At 32.3% G+C, this 24287-nt stretch carries 21 protein-coding genes; all 21 read left to right on the top strand.

All coding sequences use genetic code 11. The features are described from left to right. The first annotated feature begins 1 nt into the window (after position 1). The 21 genes from E0I26_RS15930 (at position 2) to E0I26_RS15830 (ending at position 24084) form a co-directional block, all read left to right on the top strand. Positions 2 to 1135: a DegT/DnrJ/EryC1/StrS family aminotransferase gene (locus E0I26_RS15930; protein ID WP_131917436.1), complete on the top strand. Its 1134-nt coding sequence runs from the start codon at positions 2 to 4 to the stop codon at positions 1133 to 1135. 4 nt (positions 1136 to 1139) lie between these two features. Further along, positions 1140 to 1715, top strand: coding sequence for an acyltransferase (locus tag E0I26_RS15925; protein WP_131917435.1), 576 nt, complete (start codon positions 1140 to 1142; stop codon positions 1713 to 1715). Between the two features lie 6 nt (positions 1716 to 1721). Beyond that, on the top strand, positions 1722 to 2750 hold the full coding sequence (locus E0I26_RS15920) for a Gfo/Idh/MocA family protein (RefSeq protein WP_131917434.1): 1029 nt from the start codon (positions 1722 to 1724) through the stop codon (positions 2748 to 2750). Next, positions 2740 to 4071: a right-handed parallel beta-helix repeat-containing protein gene (locus E0I26_RS15915; protein ID WP_131917433.1), complete on the top strand. Its 1332-nt coding sequence runs from the start codon at positions 2740 to 2742 to the stop codon at positions 4069 to 4071. The genes E0I26_RS15920 and E0I26_RS15915 overlap by 11 nt, the downstream gene beginning before the upstream one ends. Before the next feature lie 168 nt (positions 4072 to 4239). Continuing rightward, positions 4240 to 5505, top strand: coding sequence for an MATE family efflux transporter (locus E0I26_RS15910; protein ID WP_131917432.1), 1266 nt, complete (start codon positions 4240 to 4242; stop codon positions 5503 to 5505). Then, on the top strand, positions 5499 to 6920 hold the full coding sequence (locus E0I26_RS15905; protein ID WP_131917431.1) for an O-antigen polymerase: 1422 nt from the start codon (positions 5499 to 5501) through the stop codon (positions 6918 to 6920). Before E0I26_RS15910 ends, E0I26_RS15905 begins: the two co-directional genes overlap by 7 nt. Further along, positions 6920 to 7933, top strand: coding sequence for a glycosyltransferase family 4 protein (locus E0I26_RS15900; protein ID WP_131917430.1), 1014 nt, complete (start codon positions 6920 to 6922; stop codon positions 7931 to 7933). Before E0I26_RS15905 ends, E0I26_RS15900 begins: the two co-directional genes overlap by 1 nt. After that, positions 7930 to 9177: a glycosyltransferase gene (locus tag E0I26_RS15895; RefSeq protein WP_131917429.1), complete on the top strand. Its 1248-nt coding sequence runs from the start codon at positions 7930 to 7932 to the stop codon at positions 9175 to 9177. Before E0I26_RS15900 ends, E0I26_RS15895 begins: the two co-directional genes overlap by 4 nt. Before the next feature lie 3 nt (positions 9178 to 9180). Next, complete coding sequence (locus E0I26_RS15890; protein ID WP_131917428.1) at positions 9181 to 10047, top strand: aminotransferase class IV; 867 nt, start codon at positions 9181 to 9183, stop codon at positions 10045 to 10047. Next, positions 10031 to 10813, top strand: coding sequence for an aldolase/citrate lyase family protein (locus tag E0I26_RS15885; RefSeq protein WP_131917427.1), 783 nt, complete (start codon positions 10031 to 10033; stop codon positions 10811 to 10813). The genes E0I26_RS15890 and E0I26_RS15885 overlap by 17 nt, the downstream gene beginning before the upstream one ends. 8 nt (positions 10814 to 10821) lie before the next feature. Next, a complete protein-coding gene (locus E0I26_RS15880) occupies positions 10822 to 11409 on the top strand; it encodes a sugar transferase (protein WP_131917426.1) in 588 nt (195 codons plus the stop codon). Continuing rightward, complete coding sequence (locus E0I26_RS15875) at positions 11393 to 12634, top strand: type III PLP-dependent enzyme domain-containing protein (RefSeq protein ID WP_131917425.1); 1242 nt, start codon at positions 11393 to 11395, stop codon at positions 12632 to 12634. The genes E0I26_RS15880 and E0I26_RS15875 overlap by 17 nt, the downstream gene beginning before the upstream one ends. A gap of 190 nt (positions 12635 to 12824) precedes the next feature. Then, on the top strand, positions 12825 to 13964 hold the full coding sequence (locus E0I26_RS15870) for a DegT/DnrJ/EryC1/StrS family aminotransferase (protein WP_131917424.1): 1140 nt from the start codon (positions 12825 to 12827) through the stop codon (positions 13962 to 13964). A 348-nt stretch (positions 13965 to 14312) separates the two neighbouring features. Further along, complete coding sequence (rfbC, locus tag E0I26_RS15865) at positions 14313 to 14861, top strand: dTDP-4-dehydrorhamnose 3,5-epimerase (protein ID WP_131917423.1); 549 nt, start codon at positions 14313 to 14315, stop codon at positions 14859 to 14861. Positions 14862 to 15426: 565 nt separating this feature from the next. Beyond that, positions 15427 to 15822 carry a nucleotidyltransferase substrate binding protein gene (locus E0I26_RS15860; protein ID WP_205728805.1) on the top strand — a complete coding sequence of 132 codons (396 nt, stop codon included), beginning with the start codon at positions 15427 to 15429 and terminating at the stop codon, positions 15820 to 15822. Between the two features lies 1 nt (position 15823). After that, entirely contained in the window at positions 15824 to 16144 is a 321-nt protein-coding gene (locus tag E0I26_RS15855; RefSeq protein ID WP_131917421.1) for a nucleotidyltransferase domain-containing protein, read from the top strand. Between the two features lie 337 nt (positions 16145 to 16481). Continuing rightward, the gene (locus tag E0I26_RS15850) at positions 16482 to 17678 is read left to right on the top strand and encodes an ATP-binding protein (protein ID WP_131917420.1); all 1197 of its coding nucleotides are present in this window, start codon (positions 16482 to 16484) and stop codon (positions 17676 to 17678) included. 332 nt (positions 17679 to 18010) lie between these two features. Then, positions 18011 to 18874, top strand: a complete 864-nt coding sequence (gene rfbD / locus E0I26_RS15845; RefSeq protein ID WP_131917419.1) for a dTDP-4-dehydrorhamnose reductase — start codon at positions 18011 to 18013, stop codon at positions 18872 to 18874. Between the two features lie 615 nt (positions 18875 to 19489). Beyond that, complete coding sequence (rfbB, locus tag E0I26_RS15840; protein WP_131917418.1) at positions 19490 to 20536, top strand: dTDP-glucose 4,6-dehydratase; 1047 nt, start codon at positions 19490 to 19492, stop codon at positions 20534 to 20536. A gap of 340 nt (positions 20537 to 20876) precedes the next feature. After that, positions 20877 to 21746: a glucose-1-phosphate thymidylyltransferase RfbA gene (gene rfbA, locus E0I26_RS15835; RefSeq protein ID WP_131917417.1), complete on the top strand. Its 870-nt coding sequence runs from the start codon at positions 20877 to 20879 to the stop codon at positions 21744 to 21746. Positions 21747 to 22158: 412 nt separating this feature from the next. Next, complete coding sequence (locus E0I26_RS15830; protein WP_394346105.1) at positions 22159 to 24084, top strand: polysaccharide biosynthesis protein; 1926 nt, start codon at positions 22159 to 22161, stop codon at positions 24082 to 24084. The last annotated feature ends 203 nt before the right edge of the window (positions 24085 to 24287 follow it).

Below are 24287 nucleotides of genomic sequence, written 5' to 3'. Positions count from 1 at the left end.
TATGAAGGAACCTATTCAAATGGTGGATTTAAAAACACAATACCACCACATTAAAGAAGAAATTGATCAAGCAGTAATTGATTGTATCGGAAGTACCGCTTTTATTAACGGACCATCAGTTAAGGAATTTCAGTCTGGATTAGAAAAATATTTAGATGTAAAACATGTTATTCCTTGTGCTAATGGTACTGACTCTTTGCAAATAGCAATGATGGCTTTAGGGCTTGAAAGAGGAGATGAAGTAATCTGTCCTTCGTTTACTTATGTAGCAACGGCAGAGGTTATTGGATTACTGGGTTTAATTCCAGTTATGGTTGAAGTTGATGAAAACACTTTTAATATTACTGCGGAAATTATTGAAAAAGCAATTACACCAAAAACTAAAGCAATTGTACCAGTTCATTTGTATGGGCAATCATGTGATATGGAGCTGATTATGAAGTTGGCTAATAAATACAATTTGTTTGTTATTGAAGACAATGCGCAAGCGATTGGGGCTACTTATACCTTTTCGGATGGACGCACTGCTAAAGCGGGTACTATAGGACATATTGGAAGTACCTCTTTTTTTCCTTCCAAAAACTTAGGGTGTTATGGAGACGGGGGGGCATTAATGACAAATGATGATGAATTGGCAAAAAAAATGAGGATGATTGCCAATCACGGACAAGAAAAAAAATATTATCATAAGGTTTTAGGTTGTAATTCGAGATTGGATACATTGCAAGCCACTATACTTAATATTAAATTAAGGTATTTAGATAATTACAGTCAGGCTCGTAATCAAATGGCATCGCATTATGATACTGCTTTTGAAAATATTAAAGAGTTACAAGTGCCAGTAAGACAGTTTAATAGCACTCATGTTTTTCATCAATATACTATGAAAGTGAAAAATGGGAAACGAAATGAATTGCAAAAATTTCTTTCGGAAAAAGGGATCCCCAGCATGATATATTATCCGCTTCCATTATATAGACAAGAAGCATTTCAGCAATTTGTGGACTCAAATTTTAAATTGCCAATTACAGAATCTTTATGCGATGAAGTGATTTCATTACCTGTTCATACCGAAATGGAATTGGAGTCAATGGAGTATGTTTGTAGTCAAGTACAATTGTTTTTTAATAGTTAATAATATGGAAAATTATTTTGTGCATGAAAGTGCAATTGTGGATGCTAGTTGTACAATTGGTGAAGGTAGTAAAATATGGCATTTTTCGCATATTATGTCTAACTGTACGATGGGAGAAAGGTGTAATATTGGACAAAATGTTGTTGTTTCACCAGATGTAATATTGGGGAATAATGTGAAGGTTCAAAATAATGTTTCCATTTATACAGGAGTTACCTGCGATGATGATGTATTTTTAGGACCATCGATGGTTTTTACCAATATCATTAATCCACGTAGCGCAATTATTAGAAAGGATCAATACGCTAAGACACATGTGGGGAAAGGTGCTAGTATTGGAGCTAATGCTACTATAGTTTGCGGACACGATATTGGCGAGTATGCTTTTATAGGGGCGGGGGCAGTTGTGACCAAAAATGTACCGCCTTATGCTCTGGTTGTAGGAAATCCTGCTAGACAAATAGGTTGGGTTGGAGAGTATGGACATCGTTTGGATTTTAATAAAGGATTTATTGCTGTTTGCCATGAAAGTAAACAGGAATATAAATTGGAAAATAATTCTGTAATCAAAATAAGTTAATTTAAGATGAGTAAAATAAAATTTGCAGTGATTGGCTGTGGCCATATTGGGAAAAGACATGCAAGCATGATTCTAGGGAACTCCGATTTTGAATTGGTAGCTCTTTGTGATATCAGAAAAAGAGAAGATTTAGGACTAGAAGATTATTCGCAAGCAAAGTTTTTTGACTCTTTAGAAGCTTTAATTCAATCAGGAATTAAAGTTGATGCTGTTGCAATTGCAACTCCTAATGGGTATCATGAAAAGCAAGCCTTACAGGTTTTAGATAATAATTGGCACGTGGTAGTTGAAAAACCTATGGCACTAACTAAAGCAGGTTGCGAGCATATTATTTTTAAGGCTCTTCAAAAACACAAACAGGTATTTTGTGTAATGCAAAATAGGTATTCACCGCCTTCAGTGTGGTTAAAAGATATATTGGAAGCTGGTGTTTTAGGTAAAGTTTTTATGGTTCAAATTAATTGTTATTGGAATCGGGACGATCGCTATTATAAACCAGATAGTAAATCAGGAAAACCAACTTCTTGGCACGGTACAAAAGAATTAGATGGGGGTACTTTGTTTACTCAATTTTCACATTTTATCGACTTGATGTATTGGTATTTTGGGGATGTAACAAATATCAACGCAAGATTGAATGATTTTACACATGAAAACAGTACGGACTTTGAAGATTCAGGATTTGTAACTTTTGATTTTGTAGAAGGGGGAATCGGAAATTTGAATTACTCAACAGCAGTTTGGGATAAAAATTTAGAAAGTTCTATTACTATTGTTGCAGAAAATGGATCGGTTAAAGTAGGAGGACAGTATATGAATGAAGTAGAATATTGTCATATCAAAGATTATGTTATGCCGATTCTTGCCGAAAGTAATCCGCCAAATGATTACGGGCAATACAAGGGATCTGCTGCTAATCACCATTATGTGTATGAGAATATTTCAAATGTAATAGCGGGTACGGATAGTATCTCCACAAATGCCTTAGAGGGTATGAAAGTGGTGGATATTATTGAAAGAATTTATGAAATTTAAAATTAGTACACTTTTTTTTATTTTATTCTTCTGCGTTTATAGTAATGCGCAAAAAATAATGGTTGAAAGTTTTGGTGCAAAGGGAGATGGAAAAACTGATGATTCAAAAGCTCTTAATGCTTTATTTAGGAGTAAGTATAGAGATTGCTTTTTAACCAAAAATAAAGTGTATAGGGTTAAAAATAAATTATTTCTTAATTCAAACAAGGTTATTCATGGTAATAATGCTACGCTGATTTGTGATGAGAGTCTAGATACATTATTTTATGGTTGTAATAAGAAAAACATAGTCTTAAGAGATTTAACAATTTTAGGAACATCGAAAGAGAATAAGAAGCAAATCGCTTTTTGGTTGAAAAACGTGAATTCTTTTTCACTAGAAAATTCAAAATTAAGTGGTGATAAGTTCAATTCTGGATTTAGTTTAGGAGTGTTTTGTTATTCGGAATGTGATAATATGTCTTTGGTCAATAATCTTTTTAATAATATAAAAGGAACTGTAAGCGGATCAGGGTATGCTATTCATACTAAGGACTCAAAAAAAGTTAAAATCTTCAATAATACTTTTAGAGCTAATAAGGGAGATAGTAGACATGCGATATATTTAAGTGCTGGTACTCAAAATGCCCATGTAAAAGGGAATAATATATATAATTATGAATGTGGAGCTATATCTTTGTATAGTTATTATTATCAAAAGCCTACACAAAATAATTTATTAGAGCAAAATTATATTTACGGTGGCACTAATAAATTTGAATTTGATGGATCAATAACAATATTCCAAAACTGTAATAATAATATCATTAAGAATAATACAATAATAAAATCTGGCGCTTATGGAATAGTATTGTCTGGAGATACAGTTCATATTCCTATGAGCAAATGTCTGAATAACCAAATTATTGGTAATAAGATTGATAGTTGTACTAATGCGGGTATTGCTACTTGGGGAGCTCACTTTACTAAAATTCGAGAAAATGAAATTTCTAATACAAATTGGAATCGTAAAGATTTAACCTTATGTGCCTTGGGGGTGTATGATGACTGTAATTATAAAGGGAATAACGAAGGAACAGAGGTTATTGATAATATCTTAATTAAAAACCCTAATTGTAAATATGCAATTAGAGTTTGGGCTAATACTAAAGATAATTTTAAGGAAAAAGGAAATGAAATTGAGTTAAATATGAAAAATCAATATTTTACAAGTAATATAAATCCTTTAAGTATTAAAGGGTTTTTATCTACCAATAAATTACCTGTGTTTTTATTTTGTTTAGTCCTTTGTACAGGCGTAATATGGAAAATGATAAGGTAAATCACTTGTAATATGTTCAAGTTTCAACTTGTATTATTAAGCTTGCCAGAAAGACTAAGTGGTTTTCTCATTAGACTTTGGATTACAATAAATAGAAGTAACTGCGGAAGTGGCCTTATTTTGGGAAGTGGTTTCAGATTCAAATCATTAAATTAAAATAAAAAAAAATTGAAGTTTTTAAATAAAATAGATACAAGTTTATTCAAAGACTATGCTTTGACTTTTCTTAGTTTTACATTAGTGGGTGTTGGTAATATGTTAATATATTATTTCTTGCCAATATTTATGACAAGTGTAGATTCTGAAATATTTGCAGTTTATAAAAAAACGTCATCTTTACTTTTAGTAATTTTGATTGGGGGTATGGGGGTGGCAATTCCAAAATTTGTTTTGGAAAACGATAAAGAAAAAGCACTTTTGATTTTCTTTATTGGATTTGTTTTTTCAATTTTTATAACCACTATAGCTCTGTTTTTATTTTTATTTTTTCCAGAATATTTTGGACAAATTCTTATTGGGAAGGATTTTCTTTTAAAAGATATATTATGTCTATTTGCTATAATTTTTTCAGGGATTATCAATAGTACTATATATAGTTATTTTAGGGGGATATATGTAGTTAATAAGGCAAATTTACTATTAATAATAATTTCTTTATTGCAAATTTTGTTCGTATTGATATTGAGAGATATTTATATTTATATTGTTGTATCGTCTTTATCGATAGTCTTAATATCTTTTTCTTTTCTTTTTTCTACTTCTAATTTTTTTTTACAGATTAAAAGAATAAAAATTAATGAGTTTTTAAAGTTTAAAAAAATTATGTCATATGGTTTATTAAGAGTTCCTGGAGATTTCGCCTTAGAAGGACTTACCTCATTGCCAGTTATATTAACTACTTCGGCATTAGGAATTGCAATGGGTGGCCAAATGGCTTATGCGATGACTATTTTTGGATTAATTCTAGCCGTAATGTCCCCAATTAATTTTATAATGTTGCCGAAAGTCTCTATTGCGATGAATATTGAGAAAGATTTTGAAAAGGCCCAAAAAATCATTAAGCAAAGTGCAATAATAATACTACCATTGATTTTGGTTACATGTGTAGTATTGTTTTTTCTGGCAGATTTTATTTCATCATCTATTTTTCATTCGAATAAACCCATAATTTTGTCAAAATACATTAGATTTATTTGTTTCGCCGTTTTGCCTTATTCAGTATATTCATTGCTAAGAAGCGTAATAGATGCATGGTATAAATATCCATTGAATTCTTTTAATTGTATTATTTCATTATTTGTTTTTGGGGTTTTACATTTTATTTTGGATAGCTATGAAAATGGTCTTTTGATTAGTGTACTATTTGGATATACTTATTTAGGTTTTTCAACTTATGTTTCTTATATGAAAATCTTCAAAAAAGTGAAATGTTAGCTAAGCTGAAAAATATAGTATCTATACTGATATTGTTATTTATAGGGATTTTTTTTATTGCTAGTCTTTCAGAGAGGGGGCGTATTTTTTCGATTTCATACGTAGTTATAATATCTATTTTTGAACTATTTCCCTTTAAAAAATATAAACCTAATGATATTTTTTATCCTAAATATTTGTTGTTAGTTCTTTATTATTTGTATAGTTTATCTGGTATTTTAGTAATTGAGCTTAAAGGGGCAGATAGTCAAGGAACTGCAATTCCACTTGATATTGTGGATAAATTTATTTTTTCTTGTTTGTTGGGATTAACAGGCTTATGCTTTGGATTTTTAGCATTTGCAAAAAGTAATTTTAATGATTTAAAATTACCATTAAAGAAAATTAACGAAGAGAAAATATATACTATTTTAAAAGTTTTCGTTTTTTTTGCGTTGGTAATCAATTTTTCAGAAATTTTAAAAAAGTATAATATTTTTTCTATAGAATCTTATGCTGATAGAGCACTTTCCTATAGGCTTGAAAGACGAGAATCTACAGGGAGTGGTCTGTATGAAGTTTTTTTAGTTGACTCTCCAGTTCTAATTATTAATTTTTTCTGCTTTTATTATTTTTTAAAATTTAAAAATTTAAAAATTAAAAAATACTTTTTTCTTATTCCTTATATTTTTTGTTTATTGACTGCCATTTTATCTGGTTTTAGGAGTAGTTTAGTAAATGCCGTATTACCTATGCTTTTTTTATATCATTATCAGTATAGTCGATTTAAACTTTCAATACCAAGAGTTCTTTTTTATTTGTTATTAGGTGGGTTAGCCTATTTTATTATTAATTTATTAGCATTTCTTAGGAGTACATCAGATCCTTTAGAAATGATTAAAATGATAATGGATTTAATAAGTAATCAAGGTTTTTCTTTTTTATCCATTGAAAATAGTGGTGAATTAGAGACAAGTACCAATTTTATGAGATTGATGTTAGGAATTCAAAGGGGCGAGGTTGATTTTAGTTACGGAAAAACAATTTTAGATGAAATATTGGTATATATACCACTTGCTTTCTATCCCGATAGGCCCCATCCTGTATCAGAACAATTTGTAATGACTTTTTACCCACAAATACATAATATGGGGGGAGGCATGGGGCAATATTGTTTGCTTGAAGGATACTGGGCTTTTGGTAATATAGGCGTTTTCTTAACGTCATTTTTGTTTAGCAAATATCTCGTTAAATTTTACAGATATATAGCACCTTATTTGGTTTTAAGCCCGATATACGTTTTGTTATATTCTCAAGTCTTTGATAAAGCAGTATTGTCAGTTGTTAGGGGAGGGTATATTGGTGCTATAAAAGCTTCTTTGATAAGTACCGTGGTAATAATATTAGCAATAATATTTAGTAAAATTAAAAAATAATGAAAGTAGTTTGGATTCACAGTTTTGATCGACAAGCAAACAAAAATGCAGGGGTTTTTATGTTTCAATTAATGGATGCATTAAAATCAAGAGGTATTGTGATTGATGAGTTATACACGGGTAAAATAACTCCATTCAATTTAATTCCAAATGTTTTAAGGTTCAGAAAAGTTACAAAAGAATATGACATTATTCATGCTCAATATGGTTCAGGTTGTGGACTATTAACAGCTTTTTTAAAGGGATTTAAAATATTAACTCTGAGAGGTTCTGATTGGTATGTAAGTAAAAAAAGTGATTCTGTTTCTTCTTATGTCCATACAAGATTAGCAGTTTTAATGACCAAATTATCTCTATGCAAATACAATAGAATAATTACAATGTCAGATAAAATGGCTTCAGAAATTAGACAATCATTCCCAAACCTTAAAATTGAAATTGATTCTGTAATGGACGGGATTGATTTAAATAAATTTTCGCCAAAAATTAGAAAAGAGGAAAGAAATAAAATCGATAAATTCGATGATAATTCACCATGGATTCTATTTTCATCAGTTGCTGAAAAAAATCCATTAAAAAGATTTGATCTAGCACAAAAAGCTTTCTTATTGGCACAGAAAGAAATGCCAAATCTGCAACTAAAATTTATGAATGGAGTTTCTCATGAGAATGTTCCTGATTTTATTGCATGTTGTGATGTAATACTTCTTACCTCAACCCATGAAGGTTGGCCTAATATAATTAAAGAAGGGCTAGCGCTTAACATTCCATTTGTAAGCACAGATGTAAGTGATCTTAAAAATATTTCACAATCGGAAGAAAGTTGTACAGTTGTTGAAGAAAATAAAAATGAAGAAATTATGGCTTCTGAACTGAGTCAAGGAATTATCAAAGCTATAAGAATAAAAGATAACAATTTATTGGATTTTAGTAAATTGACTCTGCCAATGAGTATGGATGGTATAGTAAATCAAATAATTACTATTTATGAATCTAAAGAATATATAAAATGAAAGTTTGGATAGTTAATGTAGGTGAAAATCTACCAACAGATGGAGAAAATGTTAGGATTTTTAGATGTGGAATTTTAGCTGATTATTTAAGTGAAAGAGGACATGAAGTTGTTTGGTGGACTTCAACCTTTGATCATTATTTAAAAAAACATAGATATACAGAAAATAAAACTATTTTTATAAAAGACAATTATAAAATTAGATTTCTTCACGGTTCAGGATACCAAAAGAATATATCTTTAAAAAGGTTATATGATCATTTTATACTAGGCAAATTATTTAAAAAATTCGCAAAAAATGAAAAAACACCAGATGTTATTATTTCTTCTTTTCCAATTATTTCTCTTTCTTATGAAGCTGCTGTATTTGGAAAGAATAATAACGTTCCTGTAATATTGGATGTAAGGGATATGTGGCCTGACATCTTTTCGGAGGTACTTCCAGAAAAATTAAAGTTTCTAGGGAAAACTTTATTGGCTCCACTGTATTACAAAACAAATAAGGCATTTAAAAATGCTATCGGAATAACAGGGATGACAGATGAATTTGTTTCTTGGGGAGCTATTCATGCTAAAAGAAGTTTAGATAAATATGATCAAGCTTTTCCCTTCGGTTACGAAAGGAAAAATTATTCAGAAGCTCATTTAAAAGAATCAAATAATTTCTGGGACAGAAATGGTTTAAGTGATAATAATTTGAATATAGCAATTGTAAGTTATGTGGGAGAAGTTCTAGACTTAAACTTAATAGTAAATATTGCAAAAAAGATAAAGGAAAACAAGCTTAATTCTAAAATTTTTGTTTGTGGTGTAGGGCCGTTATTTGAAAGGTTAAAAGAACAAACGATTGATTTAGATTCAATAAAATTAATGGGATGGATGGATGGATGTCAAATTCATACTCTACTTTCAAGATCTACATTAGGATTTATACCTTATATTAATAGGGAGGATTTTATGAAGAGTATTCCAAATAAAGTTCCAGAATATATGTCTCAAGGTTTACCGGTTGTGACCTCTCTAAAGGGTGTTGTCCAAAAAATGGTAGAAGTTAATAATTGTGGCTATTTTGTAAATAATGCAGATGAATTCATTGAAATTATTAATAGTATTATTAGAAATCCAGATGATAGTAATCTGAAAAAGCAAAATTCACGTATATATTTTGAGGAAAATTTTTTATCAGAAAAAGTGTATAGTAAAATGAGTGACTACCTTGAATTTGTAGCAAATAAAAATCAGTAAATAATGAATATAGCATACTTAAACGGAGAAAAAATAGTAGAGAGAAACATAATATCTTTATACAATCCAAGTTTTCTTTATGGGATTAGTGTTTTTGAAGGTATTAGAGCATACAAGAACCCACTGAAAGATAAAGTTTCATTTTTTGATTTAGACGAGCATTTGGAAAGATTGTATATGTCAGCTCTTTTTTTATCATTCAATTTACCATTGAATGTTGAAACACTTAAAGGAGAATTGTTGAATATTTTTGAGAAAGAAAATGTACAAGAAAATGTATATATAAGAATTACTTTCTTTATCGGTGAAGAAACATCTTGGTCCGATGAAAATAATATACATTATCTTATTAGTTTAAGGAGTATGGACTCACAATTAGAGAACAGTCAAAGTATTTCTCTTGCTTTTAGTACATTTAGAAGGATCTCTTCTTCAGCAATGCCTCCGTCCGTAAAAGCAGGAGCAAATTATTTAAATTCGCGATATGCTTTAATTGAAACTCAAAAAAAAGGATTTGATGGTGCTCTTTTTATTTCTAATAATAATCATATCTCTGAATCAACAGGTTCTTGTATTTTTTTTATAAAAAACAATTGTGTTTTTACACCTTCAACAGATTGTGATATCTTAGTGGGAATAACAAGAAACAGAATCATTGATTTGTGTGTTAAAGAGGGGCTAAAAGTTTCCGAAGAGCATATTTCTCCATCTGCTGTTTATAACTATGATGCTGCGTTTTTGGCCGGTACAATGATAGAAATAAAGCCTATTTCAAGAATTGAGAGAATGAATTATGATACGGTAAATAATGCTACATTTAAATTAATAACTAACATTCTTAAAAATTACGTTTATGAAATGGAGTCTTAATTATATTGCAATAACGAATAGTCCTGAAGAGGCCAGAATTCTAGATGAATGTGGGATTCAGCAGGTCATGGTTGATACAGAAATTTTAGGAAAAGTAGATAGGCAAAAAGGTAAACAAACGATTATAAGTGATCATAAGATAGAGGATGTTACAAAATTAAAAGAGTTACAATTAAATCTTGAAATTATATGTAGAATAAATCCTTTTAATGAAAATATTTTCAATGAAATTAATCAAGCAGTTCTTGCTGGAGCCGATTTTATAATGATTCCAATGATTAAAAATATTGAAGAGTATAAATTAATTGTTGATCATATAGATAGAAGAACGAAAATAATTCCTTTAATAGAGACAACTTATTCGCTTTTTAATCTAAAAGAGATAATTGAGTATTCTAATATTAAACAAATTCATTTTGGTTTGAATGACTTATTTATTGACATTGGATATAAGAATTTATTTGAAATTTTATTTTCCGAATTCTTTTCATGTTTTATAAATTTTGCTGTTAATAATGTAGAAATTGTTGGAATTGGGGGGATTGGAAATCCTAAAGTTCCACTTAAGGTTGATTCGTTATTATTATTATCTGAATTTTTAAATCTAAAAAGTTCCAGTATTATACTTTCAAGAAGTTTTTTTAAAAATGGCTATGATAAGCAAAGTATAATTGAGGGGCTAAGGATGTTTGAAGATGTATTTAAGGATTCTAAAAAGTATAGGAATTTAGTTTTGTTAAAGGAACAAGTACAAAGATTAAATTAAATAGTATTATGATAAGAATATTTGATGTTTTAATGTTAATAGTTTTACTGCCCTTTATTATCCCAATATTTATTATTGTTAGTTTGTTTGCTTTTATATTTCATGGAAAATCAATTTTTTTCAAGCAAAAAAGATTAGGAATTAAAAAACAACAATTTGAACTTTATAAATTTAGATCTATGATTCATGGTGCGCAAAATTTAGGTACTGGTTTATATAGTTACGAAAATGATAATAGAATTACACCCTTTGGTAAATTTTTACGAAAATCAAGTTTAGATGAGATTCCGCAAATAATTAATGTTTTTAAAGGTGAAATGAGTTTTGTAGGGCCTCGACCAGCAGTTGTTGGAGAATTAGAGGTTGAAAATGATTTACCTCATGATACCGATGATCGATTTCTTTTAAAACCTGGTTTAACAGGTTGGGCTCAAATTCATGGGAGAGATAATTTATCTTGGAGGGAAAAAATTATTTATGATCTTGAATTTGTTAATGCATCAAGATTAAAAAGATTTTTTATTTGTATTTACACTATTTGTTTCACTCCATTCTATTTATTAAATTTCTCAGCGACTTATGAAAAGCAAAAATAAAAATATAATTTATTCAAATATTTTAGATAACGAAAAATCTGCTTTTGTTATTAATGAGCAAAAATTTAGTTCTAACATTGAATCGATGCTCTCAAGTTTTAAGGCCTTTTATCCGAATGTTATAATTGGGTATTCTTATAAAACTAATTATGTTCCATTAATATGTAAAATAGCGCATGATTTGGGGTGTTTTGCTGAAGTTGTTTCTGAGATGGAAGTGGATATGGCACAAAACGTACTTACAAATAAATCCAATATAATATATAATGGTCCTGTTAAAAGTATAGAATCTTTAAGGATTGTAATAAAAAATGGAGGGATTATAAATATAGATAATTCTTTTGATCTTGAAATGATAGATTTAATTTTAAAAGAAGAAAGTAATTTAAATTTAAAAGCAAAAGTAGCCTTGAGGCTTAATTTTTCATTTAATGAAAATGATTCTCGTTTTGGAATGGATGAGGATAATATAATTAGAATCAAGGAAGAAATTAAGTGTAAAGATAATATTGAACTTATTGGTTTTCACTTGCATTTGCCATTTAGGAGCATGGAAAGTTTTGATTTTAGAGTTAAAACTATGATTAAGGTTTTAGAAAAGAATAAAGATGTTGATTTGAAATATATTAATATAGGTGGTGGATTTTTTGGGGATATTTCAATAGAAACTGCTAAATCTTTAGGTATAAATAAGCCACCAAGTTATAATGATTATGCTAAATTAATTGGAGATCAATTGTCTGATTATTTTTCAAAAAATAATTATAATGAATGGCCTACTTTATTTATTGAGCCTGGGAGTTCAGTTGTTGCAGATGTTTTGGATTTTATTACAAGAATTCATACTGTTAAACAAATTGATAACAGAGATTATATTGTTACATATGCTGGTAGGCATTTGCTAAGTCCTACAAACAAAACAGTTGAAATGCCTGTAAGTATAAGTTTTTTTAATGAAAAAATTATTTGTGATAGTGAAACAGTAAATTATGTTGTTGCGGGTTATACATGTATTGAAGGAGATATAATAGGAAGGTTAAATTCTACAAAAATAATTGATAGAGAAAATTCATATATAATAGTCTCAAATGTTGGGAGTTATTCAATCGTAATGGGAAGTGATTTTATTCTGCCACAGCCAGCTATTTATTCTTTTGGAAATGATGGTTTAAGAATGTTAAGACAGTCAAAAAAAACTATTGATATAATCAATTCATTTATTTAAAAAAGTTAAGAAAGTTATGCTTTAGATGTTAAAACATCATAAGTAGTAAGGAGACCAAAAGTTAACAGGTGTAAAAAAAGGAAAGATACATCTTGGCTTTAATTCCTGAAAATAATATTTGACTTTACTTCAAGAACAATTATTTTAATGTGTTATTTCAAAAATCATCATATTGATATAAATAATTAGGATGAATTCAAAAATTTATCTTTCATCCCCTCACATGGGAAGTAGTGAACTCAGCTACATACAAGAAGCTTTCGATACCAATTGGATAGCGCCAATAGGTCCTCATGTAGATGGTTTTGAAGATAATCTAGCTATATATTTATCCGATGAAGTGCATGTTGGGGCGTTAAGCTCCGGAACGGCGGCCATTCATTTGGCTTTGGTTTTGTTAGGGGTCGTTCAAGGAGATGAAGTTTTGGTTCAAACACATACCCATATTGCCTCAGCCAATCCTATTTTATATCTTGGAGCAACTCCTGTTTTTATTGACAGCGAAATTGATACTTGGAATTTATGTCCCATTGCTTTAGAAGAAGCAATAGTAGACCGAATTGCTAAAGGCGCAACCCCTAAAGCAATTATCGCCGTGCATTTGTATGGGGTACCCTATAAAATTGATGAAGTTAGAACTGTAGCCGATAAATATGGTATTCCAATTCTGGAAGATAGTGCCGAAGCATTAGGAAGTAGCTATAAAGGCCAAAAATGCGGTACTTTTGGGGATATTGGGGTTTTATCTTTCAACGGAAATAAAATTATTACCACTTCCGGAGGTGGCGCTATCGTAACCAAAACTGCAATGCAGAAAGACAGAGCGGTGTTTTTCGCGACCCAATCCAGAGATGCTGCTCCCCATTACCAGCACAGTGAAATAGGGTATAACTACAGAATGAGTAATATTTGTGCGGGTATTGGCCGTGGTCAAATGGAAGTTTTAGACGATCATGTGGCTTTGCGTAGAAAAATGCATGCTTTTTATGTCGATTTATTCAAGGATATTGCAGCAGTAACCGTTTTTGAAGCTCCAAATGATGATTATTTTGCCAATTACTGGCTGAGTGCTATTACAATCGATGCTCAGTTGACCAATGGAGTAGATAGAGAGACATTGCGTTTGACTTTTGAAGCTGCCAATATTGAATCTCGTCCTTTGTGGAAACCCATGCACTTACAGCCTATTTTTTCAATGTATCCATATTATGGAAAAAAGGTAGCGGAAACTTTATTTGAAGATGGTTTGTGCCTACCTTCAGGCTCCAATCTTACCGATGCGGAAAGGGAACGGATTGCAGCTGTAGTGAGAGGGTTTTTTGTGGAGTAGTGAGTTAGTGAGGAGTTGCTCTGAAGAAGAGAATACGTTAGGCGGTGGGTCAAAGAAGAAAAAATCTTCTTTGACCCATTTTTATTTGGAGACAATTCAGATGGTGTTTTTTTTTAGATCTTAGTATGGATGAAATTTAGTAATCATACAGCCCACGGATTTGAGGATTTACGACGAATTTTTTTTAGTAGATTCTAATAGTATTTATTGGTTAAAGTATGAAATATATTAAAAAACATGTACAATTATGAAATTCTATTCCGTAATTGTATGCCAAACTAAACAATAATACAATATTTTTGCATTGGGTAACATACAAACATAAAGGATATAAAATAGATTTACGATATGACAATTGAGAAAACTGCGATTAAAGATTTGGTCATTGTTACTCCAGCGGTTCATGAGGATTCCAGAGGGTATTTTTTTGAGGCTTATAATAAAAGTAAATTGAGTGTGTTGGGAATCGACATCGATTTTGTACAGGACAATCAATCTTTTTCTAATAAAGGAACGTTGAGAGGGCTGCATTATCAAAATCCACCCTTCGCACAAACGAAACTAATTCGTGTACTCGAAGGTGAGATTATTGATGTGGCTGTCGATTTGAGAAAAGATTCTCCAACCTATGGGAAACATTTTTCAATACTTTTATCAGCGAAAAATAAAAATCAATTGTTGGTACCACAAGGTTTTGCGCATGGGTTTTCGGTCATTAGTGAAACGGCCGTGGTGCTATATAAATGTGATCAATATTACAATAAAACTAGTGAAGGTGGTATCAAATACGATGATGCTACTCTAAATATCGATTGGGGTATGGATTTGAGGGAGGCTATTGTATCTGATAAAGATCTTATTTTGCCTGATTTAGCTAATTGTAACAGCCAGTTTTAAGGAGGGTTATTGGGTTTAGGTTGTTGGTTATGAGTTGTGAGAAGTAAGGAGTGAATGGTGAGGAGTGAGTTATCGGTTTTCTGTTATCGGTTGTCAGATCTCTATTATGGGAGTGAGTAGTCTTTTTTAACCGCAAAGGGTGCGTGAATAGTGACTTGTGAGTTTTGGAAATCGTATATCGAACATAGTATATCGAATAGACAATAAATAGTTTTTTTGAAGAGAGTCTTTACTTTTTTTCTTGATAAAAAAAGTAACAAAAAAATCACTGCCTGAAAATTCAAAACTTAAAAACTACCTCAAAGCTCTGTTCCGCAGCCCGAGCCGTTCGCCTTTCAGGCTCAACTTGCGGACTGCTGCCACTCCGTTTTATCGTTGTTTTTTGACGTTTTTAATTTAAGGGCGGAGGAGAGAGTGGTGAGAAGTGAGAATTGAGCAGGCTTACAATTTTCGTTTTACCCCAGCCCTAAAGGGAGTCGAAAATTTAGAACTTGTTTTTGTCTCGACACTAAATAGAGCATAAAATTCAGAATTAAAGAAAAAAATATTTAAATTTAATTGAATTATGGAAGAAGATACTCGATGGAAACAACGTTTTGAAAATTACCTTAAAGCACTGGGACAGTTGCACAAATTCATAGCGAAAGATAATTTGAACGAACTGGAAGAGCAGGGACTTATTCAAGCTTTTGAATTCACCCACGAGTTGGCTTGGAATGTAATGAAGGATTATTTTGAATACCAAGGAAATACGACTATTACGGGGTCTAGAGATGCTACGAGAGAAGCATTTCAAAAAGGATTGATTCAGGACGGGACACAATGGATGGAAATGATAAAAAGTAGAAACCAATCCACACACACCTATAACGAAAGTACAGCACACGATATTAGAGATAGAATATTAAATTATTATTACGATTTGTTTGTATCTTTTAAAGAGAAAATGAAAGAATTTTAAAATGATACAATTTGGATTAAATCAGAAAGATATAGACAAAATAAATCATGTCTTTGCTACGTATGAAGGTATTGATAGCGTGATTGTTTATGGTTCTAGAGCGAAAGGGAATTTTAAAGCAGGTTCTGATATTGATTTAACCATCATCGAGAATTCAATAACTTTTCCAAAGTTTTTGGAAATAGAGAATGCATTAGATGATTTATTATTGCCTTACAAAATAGATTTGTCCCTAAAACGAAAAATATCAAATATTGATTTGCTTTCACATATTGACAGGGTTGGAAAATTATTTTACAAAAGAGGGAATAGTCTAGGGTAACGATGGGTTGTTGGATATGGGTTTTGGGTTGTGAAATTTTCGTTTTACCCCAGCCCTAAAGGGAGTCGAAAATTCAGAACTTGATTTTGTTTCTCGACTACGCTCGAGTTTAGGGTTATGGGTTTTGGTTTTTTTACTATAATTTGGCATACAAGAATAAGTGCTTTTTTTAGTTTTGGATAGAACAGATACAATAGTGTTACGCAGTAGTATGGTTTTATTTTGTATAGTGCGATATATGAAAACATTTTTTTGTTAGATACAATGAACAATAATTTATTATTTTGTATTGTCTGTCGAACAAAAATAAGTATTTTTGTGTTGTAAACAAAACAATATGGAAGAGTTAGTTGAGAAATTTCGTTTTAAATTAAGTCTTACTTCAACGGATTTCGTTAGGAGTTTGGGGAGTGATATTAATTGGAACGCAAGATTAATAGGGGTTAAAGGGGCAAGAGGTGTTGGGAAAACAACAATGCTCTTGCAGCATATTAAAATGAATCTGACGAAGGTGTTAGATAAGACATTGTATGTGTCTTTGGATTCAATTTGGTTTAGCAATAACACACTGGTCGATTTAGCGGATGATTTTGTAAAAAAAGGAGGTGAGTATCTTTTCTTAGATGAGGTACATAGATATGACAACTGGTCGCAGGAGTTGAAAAATATCTATGATGATTACCCGATGCTAAAAGTCGTGTTTACAGGGTCTTCTTTGTTGCAAATATTGAACGCTAGAGCTGATTTGAGTCGCAGGGCTATTACTTATACCATGCAAGGGCTTTCGTTTCGTGAATATCTTAGTATTGAAACTGGACACCATTTTGATACATTGACTTTAGAGTCTATTTTGAGTAATCACTCAAAAGAATCGGCTTTGATTAATGCAAAGGTAAAACCATTGCAATATTTTGATGCTTATCTCAAGCAGGGGTACTACCCTTTTTATAAAGAAGAATTAGATTTGTACGTGCCTCGTTTGGAAGAGGTTATTAATATGATGCTTGAAATTGAGTTGCCTTTGTTGCGAGGTTTGGATTTGGCTTATGTTAATAAAATAAAGCAATTGTTGCTTATTATTTCCGAATCAGTACCTTTTATCCCTAATGTGAGTAAATTGAGTGAAAAAATTGGAATTGCCAGGAGTACTTTGCTTTTGTATTTTCATTATTTGGCTGAAATTGGTCTTACTATCAACTTGTTTAAAGAGTCGGGTGGTATTAGTAAACTACAGAAACCGCTTAAAGTGTATTTGGAAAACTCAAATTTGATGTATGCTTTAACTTCGAGTGCTGCTAATACTGGAAATATAAGAGAAACATTTTTCGCAAATCAGCTCGGGTATACCCATAAAATTATGTATTCTGACAAGGGTGATTTTTTGATAAATGAGAAGTATGTTTTCGAAATTGGCGGAAAAGATAAGTCGATGAAACAAATTGAAGGTATTGAAAACGCCTTCATCGCAGCCGACGGTATTGAGTATGGTTTTCAGAACAAAATCCCATTATGGTTGTTTGGTTTTTTATATTAATTCGTGAATGGTGAGGAGTTAGGAGTGAGTAGGCGTAAAATTTTCGTTTTGCCCCGTTCCTAAAGGGAGCCGAAAATTCAGAACGTAATTTTATTTCGACACTAAGGGGGAGTAGTGAAACGTGATAGGTAAAGAGTGAGAAGTGTCCTTCGACAAGCTCAAGATGACAGTGAGGAGTGGTCAGTGTTCAGGAAATAGTGTTCAGGGGATTAAGAGTGAATAGTGTCCTTCGACAAGCTCAGGGTGACAGTGAGAGGTGAGAAGTTAGAGGTGAGGAGTTAGGAGTGAGAAGTTAGAAGTGAAGCTTGAAAATTGAAAAGATTATAAATTAAATGAAGAAAATATTAGTTACAGGTGCCAAAGGGCAATTGGGTTCGGAATTACACGTTTTGGCTGTGGATTATCCGCAATTTGAATGGGTTTTTACCGATCGGGAGGAACTGGATTTGTGTGATTTAGTCCATTTAGAAACTGAGTTGGCAATCATTAATCCTCAGATTATCATTAATTGTGCGGCACATACCGCTGTGGATAAAGGAGAATCGGAGTTTGAATTGTCGGATGTGTTGAACCATCAAGCCGTTGCAGTGATGGCAAAATGGAGTCAGGCCAATGACTGTAAATTGATACATGTCTCTACCGATTATGTTTTTGACGGTACTGCAGCTACTGCTTTGACCGAGACTGCTGCAACAAGTCCTATTAATGTATATGGAGCGACTAAGCTGGCAGGGGAAAAGGCTTGTCTGCAAGAAAATCCAAATTCAATTATTATCCGAACTTCTTGGGTATATTCCAGTTTTGGAAATAATTTTGTCAAAACGATGTCCCGATTGATGCAAGAAAGGGATAGTTTGAATGTGGTCAACGATCAAATAGGAAGTCCTACTTATGCGGCTGATTTGGCTCAGGCTATCATGACCATTCTAACCCATGTGTATTGGCAGGCAGGTATTTATAATTTTTCTAATGAAGGGGAAATCAGTTGGTATGAATTTGCTTTGGCGATTCGAGAAATTGGCGGTTTCGATTGTGAAATCAGTGGTATTCCATCGTCGGCTTATCCTACTCCGGCGAAACGCCCTCAATATTCTTTATTAGATAAAACCAAAATAAGAAATACTTTTGGGGTTGAGGTTCCGGATTATAAAGTGAGTTTGAGAAGGTGTATGGAGTTGATTGGAAGTGAGAAATAGTGAGTGGTGAGAAGTGAATAGTGGGTGAAATTTTCGTTTACCCCAGGTCTAAAGAGAGTTGAAAATTCAGGACGTAATTTTGTCTCTCGACACTAAAGGGAGTAGAAAATCTAGAATGTTATTTTAAATTAGAATACTTTAAATAGCACTACCAATGACTTTTCATTGAAAGTAAAAAAATAAGGCTTACTAATTTTCTTTTTTGCTTGATCAAAAAAGAAACAAAAAAATCAAGCCTGTAAATAAAAAGCTTAAAAACTACCTCAAAGTGCCGTTCCGCAGCCCGAGCCGTTCGTCCTTCGTCCTCAACTCGCGGACTGCTGCCACTTTACTTTTTCGTTGTTTTTTTATGCTTTTTATTTAAGGGCGGGGCTAGGAGTTTTAGGTTATGGGTTTTAGTGAGATGAGAACAGGTTTACAATTTTCGTTTTATCCGAGCTCTAAAGGGAGCGAAAATTCAAAACTTAATTTTGTTTCTCGACTGCGCTCGAGATGACAGCTGAGGGTGACACTGAAACGGTTCTCGATACAATTTTATACAACCGCTGTCGCTATTTTATAAAATCACTCGAACTGACGAATAAATTGAAATCATATTAAAAATATAGAATAAAAATGAAAAAAATATTAATTACCGGTGGTGCCGGTTTTATTGGGTCCCACGTTGTGCGACTTTTTGTAAAGAAATATCCGCAGTATCAGATTTTTAATTTAGATGCGCTTACGTATGCCGGAAATCTTGAAAATATTGCTGATATAGAGGCAGCACCGAATTATACTTTTATCAAAGGTGATATAGTTGACGCTTCATTTATTGATCAGTTATTTGCAGAACATCAATTTGACGGGGTTTTGCATTTGGCTGCCGAATCGCATGTGGATCGTTCTATCACGGATCCATTATCTTTTGTGAAAACAAATGTGATTGGAACCATGAATTTATTGAATGCGGCTAAGGCTACTTGGCAAGGGAATTATGAAGGGAAACGTTTTTACCACATCAGCACTGATGAGGTTTATGGCAGTTTAGGTGCCGAAGGATTGTTTACGGAGACCACCGCTTATGATCCTAATTCGCCTTACTCTGCTTCTAAAGCCAGTTCGGATCATTTTGTTCGGGCTTATGGCGAGACCTACGGTTTGCCTTATGTTTTGACGAACTGTTCTAACAATTATGGACCTTTTCATTTTCCTGAAAAATTGATTCCATTGTTTATCAATAATATTATTCAAAACAAACCCTTGCCCGTTTATGGTGATGGGAAATACACCCGTGACTGGCTTTTTGTAGAAGACCATGCCGTAGCGATTGATTTGGTTTTTCATGAAGGAAAAAACCACGATACCTATAATATTGGAGGTTTTAACGAATGGCAAAATATTGATTTGGTTAAATTGCTTTGCAAAATAATGGATGAAAAATTAGGTCGTGTAACAGGTACATCGGAACGATTGATTTCGTATGTAAAAGACCGTCCCGGACATGACTTGAGATATGCCATTGATGCGACTAAAATTAATAAAGAACTGGGATGGAAGCCTTCCGTTACTTTTGAACAAGGATTGGAAAGAACCGTGAATTGGTATTTGGAGAACCAGAGTTGGTTGGATAATATTACTTCTGGTGAATATGCCAGTTATTATGAAAAGCAGTATCGTTAGTGAGTTATAAGTTATGGGTTATGAGTTATGAATGATGATAGGTTAGAAGTCGAAAGTCAAAGGTCATAAAATAGTTGTCTCTTTTTAAGTTCTCGGTTCCCTAGAATAATAGACAGCAAATAACTAATAATGGGAAACCAACTTCTCGATACTATTTTATAAAATCGCGATCGCTAATTTATAAAATCACTACCATTGACGTTTTTTATTGCGTAGCCCTTCGACTGCGCTCAGGGTGACACAATGAATGTCATTTTATATTACTTTTTTTAGGATAAAAATTACATCTCGAAGAGACGAATACTATATATAAAACTAACATACGATAACAGAAAACACAATGAAAGGAATTATATTAGCCGGAGGTTCAGGAACCCGTTTGCATCCGTTAACGCTTGCTATGAGTAAACAAATGATGCCTGTGTATGACAAACCCATGATTTATTATCCGTTGTCTACTTTGATGATGGCAGGAATCAATGAGATATTAATTATTTCTACGCCTCACGATTTGCCTAATTTCAAGAAATTGTTGGGAGATGGAACCGCAATAGGCTGTCAATTCAGTTATGCGGAACAGGCCATTCCAAATGGATTGGCACAAGCTTTTGTCATTGGAGAAGAATTTATTGGGAAAGACAGTGTGGCACTGGTTTTAGGGGATAATATTTTCTTTGGATCCAATATGGATGAGTTGTTACAATCTAATACCAATCCGAAAGGAGGCGTTGTTTTTGCGTATCATGTTTCGGATCCGGAACGATATGGTGTTGTGGAATTTGATAAAAATCTGAAGGCACTTTCTATCGAAGAAAAACCATTGGAACCCAAATCCAATTATGCGGTACCCGGTTTGTATTTTTATGATAATTCTGTCGTGGAAATTGCCAAGAATATCAAGCCTAGTGCGCGTGGTGAATATGAAATTACAGACGTTAATAAAATATATTTGGAAAAAGGAGCCTTGAAAGTAGGCATCTTAAGCAGAGGAACCGCTTGGCTAGATACCGGAACTTTTAACAGCTTAATGCAAGCGGGACAATTTGTACAAGTTATTGAAGAACGCCAAGGATTGAAAGTAGGCTGTATAGAAGAAATTGCCTGGAGACAAGGTTTTATCACTGAGCAGCAACTAAAAGATCTTGCCGAACCTTTAAAAAAATCGGGCTATGGAGAGTATCTTTTGGGATTGTTGAAGCATAAGCTGTAGAGGACAGATTACATATTATTATTATTAAAACGGAACAAAAAATGTCCCGATAGCTATCGGGACATTTTTTGTTCCGTTTTACTCCATAAAATAGCGAAGTGTCGGGACGAACTGGCGAAAAAACTCGAGCTGACTAAAATTTGTTATAAAAAAACAATTACACCTAATGGGTTAGCCTATTTTATTTCTCGGATTAAATATGAATTTTGACTGATAACAAGGGATGTACTGCATCTCTTTTTTTATTTATTCGAATATTAAAGTAAATTGAATCAATAAGATTTTTTTTTCAATTCATTAAATGTTATTTTTGGTGTATTGTAAGGAATTAATCTTAAAAAAAAATACTTTGGGTACTACTAAAGACTCTGGTTCAGCGCCGCCAACTTCTACTTTTTTTTCAAGAGAAAACTTGAAATTCAGTATTCATAATTTGAGCTATCTGCCCAGATGGATTATCATTATGATGGATTTTTCGGTTTTAGTATTATCCTTTTTTTTTACTATTCTAATATTTAAGGGAACTGGACTAGACTATATCATTACGCCACATAGCTTTACATTCATATCTGCCTTATTTGGGATAAATGTTTTCTTTTTCTGGTTGTTTAGAACGTATTCTGGGATTATCAGACACTCTTCTTATATTGATGCCGTTAAGCTTTTGTTTTCACAAATGGCAGTTCTGGTGCTATTTCTTTTTTTTAATTTTGGGTACGAGTTGTTACATGGAGAGAAAGCATTTTTAAACACTGCTTTTTTCATAAACATCGTACTTTCTTTTTGTGGATTATTTTTATATCGGGTAATAATCAAACAAACTTTTGAGATCTATTTTTCAGAACAAGGAACAAACAAATTGATCAGAACCATCATTTACGGTACGGATGCCAATGCCATATCAGTAGCGAATGCTTTAAAATTTGAAACCCCTTCCCGATTTAAAATTGTTGGGTTTGTCGATAAAAATAATCAAAATGCAACCAAGCGTATGCTGGATTTACCAATTTTGGTTAAAAAGAAAAAATTACCCCCATTAATGCGTTCCGTTAACGCCCAAGCAGTTATTATTGCCGACAAAAGTTTGTCAAAAGAAGAGCAATTAATTATTGTAGACCAATGTTTGGAATTCAATTATAACGTATTTACAGTGCCATTAATTTCCGACTGGGAAAATCAAAAAGAAATTTCACAGAAAGTAAAGAATATCCAAATTGAAGATTTACTGGAAAGAAAACCTATCGTATTAGACGGTAAATCGATATCCAAACAATTAAAAGATAAAACCATTCTAATTACCGGAGCTGCCGGATCTATAGGGAGCGAAATTGTACGTCAGGTATTAAATTTCAATCCTAAGACAGTACTTATTTTAGATCAGGCCGAAACACCTTTGCATCATATGTATTTAGAAATGAATGCTTTAAATTCTGATTCAGAAATACATACTATAATTGCCGATGTAAGGAATAAAGAAGCGATGAATAATGTTTTTAAAACGCATCAACCTCAAGTTGTTTTTCATGCAGCTGCCTATAAGCATGTCCCTTTGATGGAAGAAAATCCTTCCCAAGCCATTCTTACGAATATTGAGGGAACCAAAAATCTAGCCGATCTGTCGTGCTTGTATAATGTCAAAAAATTTGTGATGGTATCTACTGATAAAGCAGTAAATCCAAGTAATGTAATGGGAGCCAGCAAAAGAATAGCCGAAAAGTATGTGCATTCCCTGCAATCAAAAAATCAAGAAGACAGAGGGAAAAATGCGACAAAATTTATAACCACACGTTTTGGAAATGTTTTAGGTTCTAATGGTTCCGTGGTTCCTTTGTTTACTAAGCAAATTTCTAATGGAGGCCCAATTACGATTACGCATCCCGATATCATTAGGTATTTTATGACTATTCCTGAAGCTTGTCAATTAGTTTTAGAGGCAGGAGCGATGGGTAATGGTGGTGAAATTTATATTTTTGATATGGGGAAACCCGTTAAAATTATCGATTTGGCCAAAAAGATGATTAAGTTAGCCGGTTTTATCCCAGATAAAGATATCAAAATACAGATCGTCGGATTGAGACCAGGCGAGAAATTATATGAAGAATTACTAAACGATACTTCAAAAACATTGCCTACTTATCATGAAAAAATCATGATTTCAGAGGAAATTTTGGATGAATTTGAAGACTTGAATGCCGCTATTGAAGAGCTGATACGTATTGCGAATCATTTTGACAATGATCAAATTGTAATAAAAATGAAAAAAATTGTACCAGAGTTCAAAAGTATGAATTCCACTTTTGAAGTATTAGACAAGCAAGAAAAGCATTTAGTGGATTGAAAAAAGGAAACCTGTAAACCTTATAAAATTTTCGTTTTACCCGTCTCTAAAGGAATTTAGTGAGAAGTGATGTTTTAATCTCTTTAGGTTTAATTCCTCGAAGCTCTGCTTCGTTATTTTTTGCCACAGATTTCACAGATTTTCACAGATTTTTTGTTCGTGTAAATTTGTGTTTTATTTCATGAATACCTCTGGGGCTCTGC

Origin of the sequence: Flavobacterium rhamnosiphilum (genome assembly GCF_004349195.1) — a bacterium.
GTDB classification, from domain to species: Bacteria; Bacteroidota; Bacteroidia; order Flavobacteriales; family Flavobacteriaceae; genus Flavobacterium; species Flavobacterium rhamnosiphilum.
The sequence above is the reverse complement of the archived record's forward strand: the minus strand, read 5'-3'. Positions and strand labels throughout refer to the sequence as shown.

Coding starts and splice junctions, on each gene's coding strand:
- rfbB (WP_131917418.1), top strand. CDS start 19,490: ATGAAAAAAATATTAATTACCGGTGGTGCCGGTTTTATTGGGTCCCAC.
- E0I26_RS15930 (WP_131917436.1), top strand. CDS start 2: ATGAAGGAACCTATTCAAATGGTGGATTTAAAAACACAATACCACCAC.
- E0I26_RS15925 (WP_131917435.1), top strand. CDS start 1,140: ATGGAAAATTATTTTGTGCATGAAAGTGCAATTGTGGATGCTAGTTGT.
- E0I26_RS15885 (WP_131917427.1), top strand. CDS start 10,031: ATGAAATGGAGTCTTAATTATATTGCAATAACGAATAGTCCTGAAGAG.
- E0I26_RS15850 (WP_131917420.1), top strand. CDS start 16,482: ATGGAAGAGTTAGTTGAGAAATTTCGTTTTAAATTAAGTCTTACTTCA.
- E0I26_RS15905 (WP_131917431.1), top strand. CDS start 5,499: ATGTTAGCTAAGCTGAAAAATATAGTATCTATACTGATATTGTTATTT.
- E0I26_RS15890 (WP_131917428.1), top strand. CDS start 9,181: ATGAATATAGCATACTTAAACGGAGAAAAAATAGTAGAGAGAAACATA.
- E0I26_RS15900 (WP_131917430.1), top strand. CDS start 6,920: ATGAAAGTAGTTTGGATTCACAGTTTTGATCGACAAGCAAACAAAAAT.
- E0I26_RS15880 (WP_131917426.1), top strand. CDS start 10,822: ATGATAAGAATATTTGATGTTTTAATGTTAATAGTTTTACTGCCCTTT.
- rfbA (WP_131917417.1), top strand. CDS start 20,877: ATGAAAGGAATTATATTAGCCGGAGGTTCAGGAACCCGTTTGCATCCG.
- rfbD (WP_131917419.1), top strand. CDS start 18,011: ATGAAGAAAATATTAGTTACAGGTGCCAAAGGGCAATTGGGTTCGGAA.
- rfbC (WP_131917423.1), top strand. CDS start 14,313: ATGACAATTGAGAAAACTGCGATTAAAGATTTGGTCATTGTTACTCCA.
- E0I26_RS15915 (WP_131917433.1), top strand. CDS start 2,740: ATGAAATTTAAAATTAGTACACTTTTTTTTATTTTATTCTTCTGCGTT.
- E0I26_RS15920 (WP_131917434.1), top strand. CDS start 1,722: ATGAGTAAAATAAAATTTGCAGTGATTGGCTGTGGCCATATTGGGAAA.
- E0I26_RS15875 (WP_131917425.1), top strand. CDS start 11,393: ATGAAAAGCAAAAATAAAAATATAATTTATTCAAATATTTTAGATAAC.
- E0I26_RS15860 (WP_205728805.1), top strand. CDS start 15,427: ATGGAAGAAGATACTCGATGGAAACAACGTTTTGAAAATTACCTTAAA.
- E0I26_RS15895 (WP_131917429.1), top strand. CDS start 7,930: ATGAAAGTTTGGATAGTTAATGTAGGTGAAAATCTACCAACAGATGGA.
- E0I26_RS15855 (WP_131917421.1), top strand. CDS start 15,824: ATGATACAATTTGGATTAAATCAGAAAGATATAGACAAAATAAATCAT.
- E0I26_RS15870 (WP_131917424.1), top strand. CDS start 12,825: ATGAATTCAAAAATTTATCTTTCATCCCCTCACATGGGAAGTAGTGAA.